Source organism: Bradyrhizobium tropiciagri, assembly GCF_001189845.1.
Classification (GTDB): domain Bacteria; phylum Pseudomonadota; class Alphaproteobacteria; order Rhizobiales; family Xanthobacteraceae; genus Bradyrhizobium; species Bradyrhizobium tropiciagri.
Window position 1 is genome coordinate 1 of the sequence record NZ_LFLZ01000097.1, and the last position, 13,787, is coordinate 13,787.

The 13,787-nt window shown below is 64.8% G+C and carries 12 protein-coding genes; 3 read left to right on the forward strand and 9 right to left on the reverse strand.

All coding sequences use genetic code 11. The features are described from left to right. Window positions 1–118: 118 nt before the first annotated feature. The gene (locus tag AKN84_RS40340; protein WP_050425924.1) at window positions 119–1,096 is read right to left on the reverse strand and encodes a hypothetical protein; all 978 of its coding nucleotides are present in this window, start codon (window positions 1,094–1,096) and stop codon (window positions 119–121) included. Here AKN84_RS40340 and AKN84_RS47625 point away from each other — a divergent pair. After that, window positions 1,095–1,265 carry a hypothetical protein gene (locus AKN84_RS47625; protein WP_157863394.1) on the forward strand — a complete coding sequence of 57 codons (171 nt, stop codon included), beginning with the start codon at window positions 1,095–1,097 and terminating at the stop codon, window positions 1,263–1,265. The two genes, AKN84_RS40340 and AKN84_RS47625, sit on opposite strands and share 2 nt — an antisense overlap. Window positions 1,266–1,348: 83 nt before the next feature. Here AKN84_RS47625 and AKN84_RS40345 read toward each other — a convergent pair whose 3' ends face one another. From AKN84_RS40345 to lptF, 8 genes are all read right to left on the reverse strand, one after another. Beyond that, on the reverse strand, window positions 1,349–2,560 hold the full coding sequence (locus tag AKN84_RS40345) for an ABC transporter substrate-binding protein (protein WP_050425925.1): 1,212 nt from the start codon (window positions 2,558–2,560) through the stop codon (window positions 1,349–1,351). A gap of 48 nt (window positions 2,561–2,608) precedes the next feature. Next, the gene (locus AKN84_RS40350) at window positions 2,609–3,667 is read right to left on the reverse strand and encodes an alcohol dehydrogenase (RefSeq protein ID WP_050425926.1); all 1,059 of its coding nucleotides are present in this window, start codon (window positions 3,665–3,667) and stop codon (window positions 2,609–2,611) included. Window positions 3,668–3,686: 19 nt separating this feature from the next. Continuing rightward, on the reverse strand, window positions 3,687–4,541 hold the full coding sequence (gene rsmA / locus AKN84_RS40355; protein ID WP_050425927.1) for a 16S rRNA (adenine(1518)-N(6)/adenine(1519)-N(6))-dimethyltransferase RsmA: 855 nt from the start codon (window positions 4,539–4,541) through the stop codon (window positions 3,687–3,689). Next, the gene (pdxA, locus tag AKN84_RS40360; RefSeq protein WP_050425928.1) at window positions 4,542–5,543 is read right to left on the reverse strand and encodes a 4-hydroxythreonine-4-phosphate dehydrogenase PdxA; all 1,002 of its coding nucleotides are present in this window, start codon (window positions 5,541–5,543) and stop codon (window positions 4,542–4,544) included. Window positions 5,544–5,560: 17 nt separating this feature from the next. Further along, a complete protein-coding gene (locus AKN84_RS40365) occupies window positions 5,561–6,517 on the reverse strand; it encodes a SurA N-terminal domain-containing protein (RefSeq protein ID WP_050425929.1) in 957 nt (318 codons plus the stop codon). A gap of 76 nt (window positions 6,518–6,593) precedes the next feature. Beyond that, entirely contained in the window at window positions 6,594–9,011 is a 2,418-nt protein-coding gene (locus tag AKN84_RS40370; RefSeq protein WP_050425930.1) for an LPS-assembly protein LptD, read from the reverse strand. Between the two features lie 77 nt (window positions 9,012–9,088). After that, window positions 9,089–10,186 (reverse strand): LPS export ABC transporter permease LptG, encoded by a 1,098-nt coding sequence (gene lptG, locus AKN84_RS40375; RefSeq protein ID WP_050425931.1) that lies wholly within the window; start codon window positions 10,184–10,186, stop codon window positions 9,089–9,091. Continuing rightward, on the reverse strand, window positions 10,183–11,349 hold the full coding sequence (lptF, locus tag AKN84_RS40380; RefSeq protein WP_050425932.1) for an LPS export ABC transporter permease LptF: 1,167 nt from the start codon (window positions 11,347–11,349) through the stop codon (window positions 10,183–10,185). Before lptF ends, lptG begins: the two co-directional genes overlap by 4 nt. A gap of 369 nt (window positions 11,350–11,718) precedes the next feature. Here lptF and AKN84_RS40385 point away from each other — a divergent pair, with 369 nt between their 5' ends. Continuing rightward, complete coding sequence (locus AKN84_RS40385) at window positions 11,719–13,221, forward strand: leucyl aminopeptidase (RefSeq protein ID WP_050425933.1); 1,503 nt, start codon at window positions 11,719–11,721, stop codon at window positions 13,219–13,221. A 15-nt stretch (window positions 13,222–13,236) separates the two neighbouring features. Further along, window positions 13,237–13,689: a DNA polymerase III subunit chi gene (locus AKN84_RS40390; protein ID WP_050425934.1), complete on the forward strand. Its 453-nt coding sequence runs from the start codon at window positions 13,237–13,239 to the stop codon at window positions 13,687–13,689. Window positions 13,690–13,787 lie beyond the last annotated feature (98 nt).

A 13,787-nucleotide genomic window follows, 5' to 3' on the forward strand; every position in this document is an offset into this window, starting at 1 on the left:
TACGGTCTATCGAGAGAGCAAGAGCCCTCACCCGGATTGCTTCGCAATCGACCTCTCCCCAACGGGGAGAGGTGAACCGAGACCGCGCCAAACCGATTCAACCAAAACTCATCCCGCCTTAGTTCGCCGCGCTGCGCGCCAGCCGCTGCAGCATCGCCGCGATCTGCTTGTTGTCCTGCTCGGTCTTGCCGGGATCACGCGCCGTCTCACGGCGAGCAACCGGCGTCTCGGCGCGGCGCGGAACGGGGGTCTCCGCACGCCGCGGTGCTGCCTCCGACAGACGCAGCGGACGGTCGCGGCCGACGACGGACATCGGCGGGGCCGGCTCGGTATGGAGAGAGTCCCACGGCGCGTGCCACTCGTCGCTGATCTGGTAGGGCGGCGTCCGCGTGCGCGTCAGGCGGAACACCAGCGCGCTGACGAGGCCAGCGAGCGCCAGGGCGCCGACCATCACGATCAGCAGCATTTGCGTCGAGGACGACGACTTCTCGGCGGAGGCCTCGGCCGTAGCGGGCGCGGCTGATGCTGGCGCGGCCGCTTGTTGCGGCGTCGTATCGGCCTGCGCGACCACGGTCGGCTGGTCTGCCGCGTGGCGGGTGCCGTTCGTTCCGGCCATGCTCGATGCGTCCAGCCACCTGGCGTTCACCTCCGACGGCTGGGCGTTGGCGCGACCAGGCGCCGCTGTCGCGACCGGATCGGCCGGCGCTGCCACGCCGCTGGCCTGTGCTGCATCGGGGCTTGCCGCTGGCGCGGCTGCGGCTTGCGGCGAGGGCCACTCGGCATGAGCATTGGCGATTGATTTGCGCATCGCGGGCGGCGGCACCACGGTCGCCGGCTGGCTCTGTGGCGGCGTCGCGTCGGCGGTCGCGGTGTCCGGCGCGGCTGCCGCAGGCTGTTGCTGCGCGGTAGCGGGCTTGGCGACAACCTTGTTCCTGGCGTCACCGAGATACCAGCACTTCTTCTGAGTGCTGCGGTCGAGGTGATAGAACCAGTGGCTCCCCGCCGGCGCGGTTCCCTTCGGCGCGGCCTGACAGGTGTCCGCCGTCTTGGCATCCGCCGTGTTGGTGCTGGCCGTATTGGCGGCGGTTTGAGCCATGGCGCTGAAGCTGGCGCTCCCCAAGATGCTCGCGGCAAGCGCCGCAGCGAATTTCGCTGAACGATTTGACATACACGTCCCCGGTATTTCTTTTTTTTACGCAAACGCTGGTGAAACCAATCTCGGCAAAGAGTTGGGTCGCAATGCGCCGCAAATCCGGAACGGGTAGGGCTTAATTGGGGCTCGCGGCGTGTCGCAATTGCGGCGAGCCGGAGGCCGAGGAACCGGCTTGTTGGTTGCGCTCGGGAACGCCTAGTTGCTTTCGAGCACGTCGCTGAACAGCACGTAGCGCTGGCCGTTGAAGCGGACCAGACGCATTTGCTTGATCGGCCGCAGGTCGATCGGTGAGGTCCGCAGGCGGATGCCGGGCAGCAGCAGCGGCAGCTCCGTGTCGAGATGCGAGGCCTGCTTCATGACGTTCTCGCGCGTCAGGTCGTTGCCGCACTGCTTGAGGATCTGCACCACGGCGTAGCCGATGTTGTAGCCGTAGGGTGCGTAGTAGTCGCTCTTGTCGACATGCGGGTTGTACTTGTCCATCCAGACGTTCCAGGCCTGCATGGCCGGATCGTCCTTCCACTGCGGATCGGCGGGGTCTTTCTGATAGGCCGCGGAGATCACGCCCTTGGCGGCCTCGAAGCCCGCAGGACGGATCGCGCCCGCGATCGAGGAGCCGATGCTGGAGAGGAATTCCTGCGGGTGCCAGTCGATATCGTAGGCCTTGCGGATCGCCTGCGCCGCGAATTTCGGCACCGCGGCGATGAACAGCACGTTGGCGCCGGCGGCCTTCAGCGACACGATCTGCGAATCCACGGTGGGATCGCTGGTGTTGTAGGCCTGCTGCGACACGATCATCGTCGCGGCCTTGTCGCCGAGCCCGCGCTTGAAGCCCAGGATGTAGTCGCGGCCCAGATCGTCGTTCTGCGCGAGGATGCCGATCCTGGCGTCCGGCAGCGTCGACAGGATGTACCGGGCGTAGATCTCGCCCTCGGACGCGTAATGCGGCGTCCAGCTCATCGTCCACGGATAATGCTCGGGATCGTTGAAGATCGTAGCTCCTGATCCGACGAACAGATGCGGCACCTGCTTCTGGTTGATGTATTTCACGACCGCCATGTTCGGCGCGGTGCCGACCGGGTTGACGAGGAACAGCACCTCGTCGCTCTCGATCAAGCGGCGGATCTGCTCGACCGTCTTCGGCGGGCTGTAGGCATCGTCGAGGCTGAGGAAGTTGATCTTGCGGCCGTTGACGCCGCCGTGATCGTTGATCATCGCGAAATAGGCGGTGATCGAGATCGCGCCGGCCGAATAGGCCGACGCCGGACCGCTATAGGGCGTCGTGGTGCCGATCTTGATGTCGCTGTCGGTGACGCCGGGCCCGTAATGCTTTTGCGCAAGGGCCGGTGTCATGGCAAGGGCGAGCGCGAGCGCCGCCCATGCCTGGATCGTCGAACGTTGCCTCCTCATTCGCGTCCTCCCCCATTTTGCTAGGGCGAGGCCGGCGGGACGTCCTTGCTAGTTCTTCAGGACGATGCGTCCCACGACTTTTCCGGCCCGCAATTCATCGATCCATTTCTGGACGTCGGCCATCGGCTCTTCCTTCATCGGCGTCGGCTTGATCTTGCCGGCGCGGGCAAGCGCCATCAGCTCCTGGGCTTCGGCGAGCGTGCCCACCATGAAGCCTTCGATGGTCATGCGCTTGTAGACCCACTGCACCATCGGCAGCGTGAACTGGCCGCCCATCAGGCCGGACACCACGATCTTGCCGCCGCGTGCTACGGTCGAGACCGCAAACGCCATCGACTTCTCGTTGCCGGCAAAGTCGACGACGCCGTCGAAGCCGCCGTCGCTTTCCTTCAGCATGCGCTTGACGACGTCGGGCTCAGCGGGATCGTAGGCGGCCGCCGCACCGTTCTTCAGCGCGGTCTCGCGCGCGGCCGGGCTGAGATCGGCAACCGTGATCGGCTGCTTGAACATCGCCTGCGCGAACGACAGACCCATCATGCCGACGCCGCCGAGGCCGATCAGCAGCAGATTGCGCTGGCGCGGACGATCGACCAGGCGCTTCAGCGCGCCATAGGCGGTGACGCCGGAGCACATCAGCGTGGCCGCCTGATTGACCGGCAGCGGATCGTAGTCGAGCAGGTACTTTGCGTCGGGCACCAGCACGTGGGTCGCGAAGCCGCCGTCGATGGAGACGCCGAGGAAGCGTTGCTTGGCGCAGAGATTCTCGTCGCCGGCGAGACAGTCGCGGCACTGGCCGCAGCCGATCCAGGGGAAGACGGCCTTCTTCGCTCCGACCAGATCCTTCGGCGCATCGGGACCGACCTCGTCGACCACACCTGCGATCTCATGGCCGAGCGTGAAGGGCAGGGTCATGCCGCGGGTGGTGTCGAGCTTCTTGCCGCCGCCGAGGTCGGCGTAGCCGTCCTGGATGTGGAGATCGGAATGGCACAGGCCGCAGCGCTCGATGCGCACCAGCACTTCGCGTCCCTGGGGCTTCGGTGTGTCGACGATGGTTTCGCACAGCGGTGCATCGAATTTGACGAGGGATTGGCGAACCATGCGCGCCATTACGTTTTCTCCTGTTGTTCTATTTTGTGGATCGTATATCGGCCAATTCCCTCGCCATGGCAACAAAGCCCGCGACCGGAATGGTCTCGGCGCGCCGCGTCGCGTCGATATCGGCTGCGGCCGCAAGCCGCGCCGGATCGACCGACAGCGATTTCAGGCTCTGGCGCAGCATCTTGCGGCGCTGGCCGAACGCGGCGGCGGCGACCTGTTCGAGCATGCGGCGGTCGCACGGCTCGGGCGCAGTGCGCGGGATCAGGCGGACCACCGAGGATGTGACCTTCGGCTGCGGCACGAAGGCCGCGGGCGAAATGTCGAACAGGATCTTGGTCTCGGCGCGCCAGTTGGCGAGCACCGCGAGCCGGCCATAGGCCTCCTCGTCCTCATGGGCGACGATGCGCTCGGCGACCTCGCGCTGGAACATCAGCACCATCGTGTCGTACCAGGGCGGCCACGGCTCGATCGACAGCCAGTCGACCAAGAGCTGGGTTGCGATGTTGTAGGGCAGGTTGGCGACGATCTTGGCCTTGCCGCCGTCGAGCAAGGGACGGGGATCGAAATGCTGCGCGTCGCCATGCACGATCTCGATGCGGCCGGGGTAGCGCTTGACGATATAGCCGAGTGCGTCGATCGCACGCTCGTCGCGCTCCACCGCGATCACGCGCTTGGCGCCCATCGCAAGCAGCGCGCGCGTCAGTCCGCCGGGACCGGGCCCGACCTCGATCACGGTCGAGTCTTCCAGCGGGCCCGCGGCGCGGGCGATGCGTGCCGTGAGATTGAGATCGAGCAGGAAATTCTGGCCGAGCGATTTGCGCGCCGACAGCGAATGCTCGCGAATGATGTCGCGCAGCGGCGGCAGATCGTCGATCGCGCTCACTCAGCTTGACGCCGCGGCCATCCGCGCGGCGAGCCGCAGCGCGGCGATCAGGCTCGAGGGATTGGCCTTGCCGGTGCCGGCGATGTCGAATGCAGTGCCGTGGTCGGGCGACGTCCGGACGAAGGGCAGTCCGAGCGTGACGTTGACGGCGTCCTCGAACGCGACGGTCTTGATCGGGATCAGCGCCTGGTCGTGATACATGCAGATCGCGCAGTCATAGGTTTTGCGCGCGGCCGCGTGGAACATGGTGTCGGAGGGCAGCGGGCCGCGGACGGCAACGCCGTCGCGGCGCAGGATATCGACCGCTGGCGCGACGATCTCGACGTCTTCCATGCCGAGCGTGCCGTCTTCGCCGGCATGCGGGTTGAGGCCGGCGACAGCAAGCCGCGGCGCGGCGAGGCCGAACCGCGCCTTCATGTCGGCGACCACGATCCGCGCGGTCGACACGATCAGGTCGGTCGACAATTGCGCCAGCGCCTCGCGGACCGACACATGGATCGTCACCGGGACGACGGCGAGCGCCGGCGACCACAGCATCATCACCGGCTGCGGCGCGGCTCCGCCGCGCGCGGCAAGCTCGGCGAGGAATTCGGTATGGCCGGGATGACGGAAGCCGGCGCGGTACAGCACGTTCTTGGCGATCGGATTGGTGACGACGGCGCTGGCCTTGCCGGCGGCGACATCGGCGACGGCCTGACGGATCGACGCCAGCGCGGCGTCCGCGCTCGTCCCGTCGGGTTTGCCCGGTTGCGCCGTCGCCGCCTTGCCGGTCGCAACGACGGGAAGGGCCCGTTCAAACGCCGCGGATGCCTCTTCCGCGCTGACCTCGGCAAGCTCCACCGCAAGCCCGAGCGCCTTGGCGCGCTCGGCCAGCGAGGCGGGGTCGCCGAGCAGGTAGAACGGCGGCAGATCGAGTTCGCGGCGACGCAGCCATGCGGCGAGCGTGATGTCGGGGCCGATGCCTGCGGGCTCGCCGGATGTCAGTGCGAGAGGTTGAGCCATGCGTCAACGATAGTCGATCACCGCCCGCCTGGATATTCGATCATCGCGGCTTTTCGGACTTCCTGCAGGTAGGCTTTCGACTTCGCTTCGTACTTCTGTACGTACATCTTGTCCCGCATTTCACGCTTCTTGGGCGTGTCCACGGTGGTTGCCTTGCGGCCGCAGAGGGCGACCATCTCGATGCCCTGCTTGGTGAGCTCCGGAGGGGTGAGATGGCCGACCGGGGTCTTGTCCAGGATGTCGCGCAGCGACTGCGGCAGGTCCGCCGACGTCTTCACGACGATCTCGCGGATCGCAGCGTTGCGCATCGACTTGAAGTAGGTGTTGGCTTCCTCGCAACTGGTCACGCGCTCGCGCAGGGAGTCGGCCTCCTTGCGGCGGCTCTCGAACTCGGATTGCGGCGAGCCGCGGGGCACGATCAGAACGATCGGCTGCATCCTGTATTCGAACGCCTCCGCATCGGCGGCCTCACCGGTCTCCTTGACCGCGGTGGCGACGTCCTTTTCGCCAACCTGCAGGCTTTCCTTGAAGCGGCCGCGGACCAGGCTGGTCCAGACCATGTCGGCCCTGATGCGCTGCTTGAGCGTATCGGGGCGGATGCCCTTGCTCTCGAGCACCTTGGTCAGCTGATCGTTGTTCAGCCGCATCCGTTGCGCCATGCCGCCATAGGACTGTTCGATGTCGTTGGCGGTGGGATCGACGCCGAATTTCTTGGCTTCCTTGATCTTCACCTTCTCGTCGATCAGCTCGTCGAGGATGGCCTTCCGATCGGGGTTCTTGCCACCGGTCAGGGCGTTCAGCTTGGCGCGCTGCTCGATGTCGAAATTGGTGATCGGTTCGCCATTGACCATCACGGCGATGGTCTGGGCGTGCAGGCGCGCAGCGCCCCCCAGCAGGAGGAAAAGAGCCAGCAGGGAGCTCAACACGAGCGAATGGCGGCGCGTTGGCGGGCTAGCGGTCGTTGGTATGGTCATGTCAGCCGTTTGAACCAATTAAGCCGGGGCCACAGGCCCGCGGGCAATACAAGCCCCCCTGTAGGCCCCTCACTTGCTACTGCATGCCAGCCGAACTGCTGGTCGTGGAGGTCTGGGCGATCGTCCGCAGCCCGATCTGGAACATGATCGCGTGGCTGAGGACGGGCGGCTGCGAACCGGCCTGGTAGGTATAGGACGTGACGTAGTTGGCAGCCAGCACGAAGCAGTCGTCCACGTAGCCCGCGCCCAAGGCATACTGGTTGATCTTGTTCGCTTCAAGATCCCAGCGCGCCGCACCCTGAACCACCCAGTTCGACGCCACCTTGATCGAACCGCTGGTGAGGATGCCTTCGCGGCGCGTCAGGTAGCCGAGTTCCGGCTGCGCTGCGTAATCGCCATACGTCACGGCGACCGACCAGCGGTCGAAATTCGCGCTCGCCGTGGCCTCGAACCGGTTGATGTTCCAGGTCGCTTCATCCATCCGCGAGCGGACGCTGAAGGTGTAGGTGCGGTTGGGCGAGTAGGCGAGGCTTGCGACGTAGTCCGAGCGCGGGTTCTGCAGGCCGGAGTCGACGCCGGTGTTGGTGACGTCGGCGACCGCGAACGAGTTCATCCCGAACATCTGGTAGGACTGTCCGAACATCCCCTTGATGGCGCCGCCGTGGTCGAACTGCGTGGTGGCCTGCACGCCGACATTGGCGCGGCTGCCGCCCTCGACGCGGTCGTAGCCGGAGAACTTGTCGACCGCGAACAGGTTCGAGGTGTCGAACACCAGGCTCTGCGCGTCCTCGTTCGGAAGCTTGCCGGCATTGGGTTCGTTGGGTCGGATGATGACCTGCGCAATCGGCTCGACGGTGGTCGTGCCCCACGGCTGCACATTGATGAAGGGGTAGCGGTATTCGAAGCCAACGGTCGGCATCAGGCGGACCGTTTGGGTGTCGCCGACCGGCAGGAAGTTGGAGACGCCCGGCTGGTTCGAGATGTCGGCATTGATCGCATCGGCGCGGACGCTGGCGAACGGCGTCCAGATCTGGCCGAACGGGTCGGTGTACGACTTGCGCCACTGCGCCTCGGCCGTCAGGCGGGTGTAGGTGCCCGGCATGCCGCGCAGCAGGCACTGCGAGGGCGTGCGCGCCATCGGATCGGCCGATGTGGTCGTGCACAGGCTGTTGGTGTTGGCGGTCGTCGTGATCGGATCGAACACCGCGGTTTCGCGGGTCAGGTTGACGAAGTTCATCTTGTAGCTGAACTCGCCGCCCAGGATGTTTTGGTTGATCACGTTGTTGTAGTCGATAACCGGCGCGACCACCGGGACCTGGTTCTGGTTACCCGAGTAGCTGAGATAATAGATCGCGCGCGCATCGAAGAAGCTGCGGTTGCCGACCCCGGTCAGATAGAGCTGCGAGATCGCTTCCGTCGGCAGCGACAGGAACGATCCGAACGGGTCCTTGTACTGGGCGAGCCGGTAGTCGGACATGAAGAAGTAGTCGGACAGCAGAACGCCGTCCCAGCCCCAGACCCATTTGTCGTTCAGCGCGAACTGGCCCTTGGTGTCGACGCCCCAGCGGAACTGGCGGTCGCCCGGCTGGCCGGTAAACTGCTTCTGGTCGAGCTGGTCGATGCCGTAAAGCCGGATCTGATAGGAGCCGTCCGCGAAACGTTGGCGGAATTCGGTCTGCAGCAGCACGCCCTGCTTGGATGTGATACGCGGACTGAAGGTCGCGTCCATGTCAGGCGCGATCGCCCAGTAATAGGGAATTTCGACGCCGTAGCCGAACGCCGTGTAGCTGGTGAAGCCCGGCATCAGGAAGCCGCTCTTGCGCTTCACGGTCGGATCGGGCGTCGAGAAGTAGGGCAGATACGCCATCGGAACGCCGAAGAACTCGAGCTGGGCGTTCTCGAAATAGAGCATCTTCTCGGTCTGGTCATGGATGATGCGCGCGCCCTTGACCTGCCAGAGCGGCGGCTTCTTCGGATCATCCTTACAGGGTGCGCAGGCGGTATAAACGCCGTTGTCGAACACCGTGTAATTGCCGCTCGACCGATCGGCGCGGGTTGCCGCCATGCGAGTCTGGTCTTCGGTGTCGACGCGCAGCGAATCGACGAACCCGTCGCGGTAGTCGTCGCTGAGGTCCAGAATGTTGGCGTAGGTGATCTTGCCTTCCGCATCGGTCATGCGGATGTTGCCTTCGGCATGAAGACGCTTGGTCTTCTGGTCGTAGATGACCCTGTCGGCCTCGACGCTGGTGCCGTTGTAGAACATCTGGACGTTGCCGACCGCCGAGATGCGCGAGTTGTTGTAGTCGTAATCGACCTCGGTCGCCTGAACGAGCATCTGCCCGTCATTCTTGGCCGGCGGGCGGACCGGCTTCGGCGGACGCGGATTGTAGGTGAACGCCTGCGCGGCAGCCGGCGTCGACGCGACGACGTCGAGCGCGCTGACCACGATGAGTGCGGCGAAGAGAGTGGAAATCGAAACGCCAAACGCGGCCATGCGGCTCCGTTGACGGCGCAGGGCACTGCGCCGCCCGAATGCAGGCGACATCAACTGGCGGGCGGCGACAGTAGCCACTACCCGTCCTCCTGGTACAGCAAGGCTAAGAAACCGGTGAGGCTGCCCACGACGACGGGCAACCACGCCGCAGCGATGGGATGCATCAACTCAGCCTTGCTCAAATCTTCAGTTACTTTCGAAAGCACGTAGAGCAGAAAGCCTGCGCCCACGCCACTCAAAACCATCTTCTGCACGCCGCCCATCCGAAAGAAGCGGAGGCTCACAGAAGCCGCCAACATCACCATCGCAGCCAGCAAAAACGGCTGTGCGATGAGCTTGTGATACTGCAAGCGATAGCCGGCCGTCGCGAACCCTGAGCTCTCCGACGAGCGGATGTAGTTCGGCAGTTGCCAAAAGGACACAGTTTCGGGGGTGGAGAAACTGTTGCGCACCTGTGCCGGGGTGAGGGTGGTGGTCAGATAGAAGGTGTCCTGGTCCACCGGAGCCTTGTCGAGGGTGTATCGGCGTACTCCCGTGAACGCCCAGCGGCCCTCTTCGAGCGTCGCTTCGCGGGCCTCGATTCGTTCCTTGAACTGCAACGCCGTATCGAATCGGAACACCGTGAGGCCGGTCAGCCGGACGCCCTGCTGCTCGCTGCGCGCCGCATTGATGATCGCCTGGCCCTCGTCATTGATCTGGTTGAGCCAGAAGCCTGACGCATCCTGAATGCCGCCGCCCGGCGCAGAGCCGAACAGTTCGGCCTCCATCCGTTTGGAGAGCTCGCGCAGATTGGCCGACACCGGATTGTAGGCGGTGGTCGCAAAGATGCCGAGCACGATCGCGCTGGCCAGCGCCGGCGAGATGAATTGCCAGGCCGAGACGCCGGCGGCGCGCGCCACGACCAGCTCCAGCCGCCGCGACAGCGCGAGGTAGCAGGTCATCGCGCCGATCAGCACGCAGAACGGCATCAGCTTTTCGAGCAATTGCGGCACGCGGAACAGCGAGGTCTCGGCGACGGTGATGGCGGAGGCGCCGACCAGGCCGGACGTCTTGCGCACCATCTCGATATAGTCGACCAGCACGAGCAGCACGAAGATGCCCGCGAACACGCCGACGGCCGCGATCACGAATCGGCCGGCGAAATAGCGGCCGAGCGTATTTGTGACCATGCTCATGCGGTTGCCGGCCTCCGGAAGAGGCGCGCAATGCGTTCGTTATTCCGGTTGATGGCTTCCATCAGCCGCGGCGGTGGCTCGACGACCACGCCGCCGATGATCATCCAGAGGCCGACGCCGATGCCGCCGAACAGCATCAGATACTGCACGAGCGCTGCGATCGGCGTTTTCACCGCGACCACCGAGCAGGCGAATCCGACCATGCGCAGGCCGAACACCGCAAACACCGAGCCGCCGATCGAGAAGTTGCGGCTCTGGCGCGTGGTGCGCGGCGCGCCGAGGAAGGCAAAGGTGAGGGCCGCGAACGCGAACGGATAGAGCGGTGCCATGAAGCGATCATGCAGCTCCGCGAAGAACTGGCCTGACAATTGCTGATAGGTCTGATCGTTCTCGTCCGGCCACATCAGCTCCCAGAGGTAACGCTCGCGAATTCCGAGCGTGACGTCGCGGCCTTGCGAGAATTTCGACATGTCGAACGCGTAGCGCTGAAACACCACCAGCGTCGGATCGCGCTTGCCGACTTCGAATCGCTCGAGATTGCCGTCCTCCAGCACGAGATACGAGCCGCTCTCGTTCTTCAGCACGGTGCCGTGGTCGGCGACGATGGTGACGCGCTGCTGCGGATCGCGGCGGTCGTCGACGAAAACACCGCCGAGCACGCCGCCGGGCAGCCGCTCGCGGATCCGAATCGTCAGGTTCTGGTCGAGTTGGGCGAAGCGGCCGGGCTGCAGGATGTTGGTCAGGACGTCGGCGGTGATCTCGGCGTCCCACTGCTTGATCCGGCGCATGCCGTCGGGGGCGAGATAGGCGCCGATGAAGGCGACCAGTGCCGCCACCACGCAGGTGGCATAGAAGAACGGGTAGAACAGCCGGAACGGCGAGAAGCCGGCCGCGTTCATGACGATGATCTCGGAATCGGTCGCGAGCTTGTTCAGCGTGTGCGAGATCGCGATCATCAGCGCGATCGGGGCGATGATCAGGACGAGCGCAGGGATCACGAGGCCGGTGATGCCGAGGAAGGTGAGGATGGTCTGACCCTGGCTGGTCATCAGGTCGATGCCGCGCAACGCCTGGGTAATCCAGATCACCCCGGTGAGGCTGACCAGGACAAGCGCAAACGACGCCAGCGTCGTTTTGAAGATGTACTTGTCGACCGACCCCATCGCTACCGCACGACCCCCACGTCCCCCTTGGCGCAACCAAACGCACGGCTTTCGACCAATCCCGTCAACCCGGGTTCCCCTATGGTCGAGCCGCGGACCCGTCCGGCTCACTCTCTGTTCACACTCTCACTACCATCCCTTTGATCTGTCAACAAAATGGCCGGGCCAAGGCACGCTAAATTTATGGTTAATTAATCGCTTTTGTGGCCTTCCGGCCACTCGGGCGCTTGGCAGCGGCGCAGCCGGCAGGTCATAGTGTGTCACAAGCCCGGTCCGGGGCGTTCCGGGCCGCCATCGCAATGCTCACCCCGCGTGCCGGAAGGACCGTCTCAGGTCCGAGCAACACCCTGAGTTCTGGAGGATTTTCCTATGTCCGACGCCGTCAAGGTCGGCTTTGTCCCATTCTCCGCGTCCGCTCGCGTCATCCTGGTCGCCTTTTGCGACGAGCAATTGAAGCTGGGGGCTGCCACAAGGAAGGCGCTGGGAGCCGCCGCCGAGACGGTCAAACGGGCCGCCGCCGCCAACCAGTTCAAGGGCAAGAGCGGGGCTGCCCTGGACATCCTGGCGCCGGAGGGAATCAAGGTCGACCGGCTGATCGTGATCGGCACCGGCAAGGCGGCCGACCTCAAGGAGAAGGATCTTCTCAAATTCGGCGGCGTGGTGGCCGGCAAGCTCAATGCCGGCAGCGCTGCGATGACCGTCCTCGCGGAACTACCCGATGCTGCAATGACAGCTGGCCAGGCCGCCACGATTGCCACCGGCATCCGCCTGCGCGCCTACAAGTTCGACCGCTACAAGACCAAGAAGAAGGACGGCGAGGACGGCGCCGTGCGGGCCGAGGTCTCGATCGCGGTCGACGACGTCGCCTCCGCGAAGAAGGCGTTCGCGCCCGAATCGTCGATCGTCGACGGCGTGAATCTCGCGCGTGAGCTCGTCAACGAGCCGCCGAACGTGCTGTACCCCGAGGAGTTCGCGCGCCGCGCCAGCCAGCTCCGCAAGCTCGGCGTCACCGTCGAAGTCCTCGACGTCAAGGCGATGACCAAGCTCGGCATGGGTGCGCTGCTCGGCGTCGGGCAGGGCTCGGTACGGCCCAGCCGCACCGTGATCATGCGCTGGAACGGCGGCAAGAAGAGCGAGGCGCCGGTCGCGTTCGTCGGCAAGGGCGTCTGTTTCGACACCGGCGGTATCTCGATCAAGTCGGCCGGCGGCATGGAGGATATGAAGGGTGACATGGGCGGCGCGGCCTGCGTGGTCGGGCTGATGCACGCGCTCGCGGCGCGCAAGGCCCGTGTCAACGCCGTCGGCGCCATCGGCCTCGTCGAGAACATGCCCGACGGCAATGCGCAGCGTCCGGGCGACATCGTCACCTCGATGTCCGGCCAGACCATCGAAATCATCAACACCGACGCCGAAGGACGCCTCGTGCTCGCCGACGTGCTCTGGTACGTCGCCAAGAAGTGCAAGCCGAAGTTCATGGTCGATTTGGCAACGCTGACCGGCGCGATCATGGTCGCGCTCGGCACCGATCACGCCGGCATGTTCTCCAACAATGACGAACTCGCCGAGCGCCTCGCCAAGGTCGGGTTGGAGACCGGCGAGAAGGTGTGGCGCATGCCGCTCGGTCCCGAATACGACAAGCAGATCGACTCGCAATTCGCCGACATGAAGAACACCGGCGGGCGCAACGGTGGTTCGATCACGGCTGCGCAATTCCTGCAGCGCTTCGTCGACGGCACGCCCTGGGCCCATCTCGACATTGCCGGCACCGCGATGGGCGCGCCGAAGACCGAGATCAACCAGAGCTGGGGTTCGGGTTATGGCGTCCGGCTGCTCGAGCGGCTCGTCTCCGATTATTATGAGGCCAAGAAGTAGAGTGTCAGCCGTCGCATGACCGAGGTTCTGTTCTACCATCTGCAGAACATGACGCTGGAGACTGTGTTGCCGCCGCTGCTTGAGAAGTCACTCGAGCGCGGCTGGCGCGTGGTCGTGCAATCGACGTCGCAGGAGCGCGCCGAGACGCTCGACGCGCATTTGTGGACCTACAGCGACGATTCATTCCTGCCGCACGCGAGCGCGCGCGTTGCCGACGCACAGGACCAGCCCATCATCCTGTCGATCGAGGAAGATAATCCGAACCGGGCCAATGTCCGCTTCCTGGTCGACAACGCGGCGTTGCCGGCCGACTGCGACAGCTATGAGCGGGTGGTCCTCGTGTTCAACGGCGACGACCCCGACGCGGTGGCCTCGGCCAGGGAGAGCTGGACCGCCTGCAAGGCACGGGGCTTCGAGGTCACCTATTGGCAGACCGACGAGCGAGGACGCTGGCAACGGCGCCAATAGCGATATCGACTAATTAATGATAATTCGACGTTTCCCGGGGCGGGTCACGGTCATGCCGCAAAGTGATGTTCGGACAACCCCTTAGGTAGTGGGGTTAG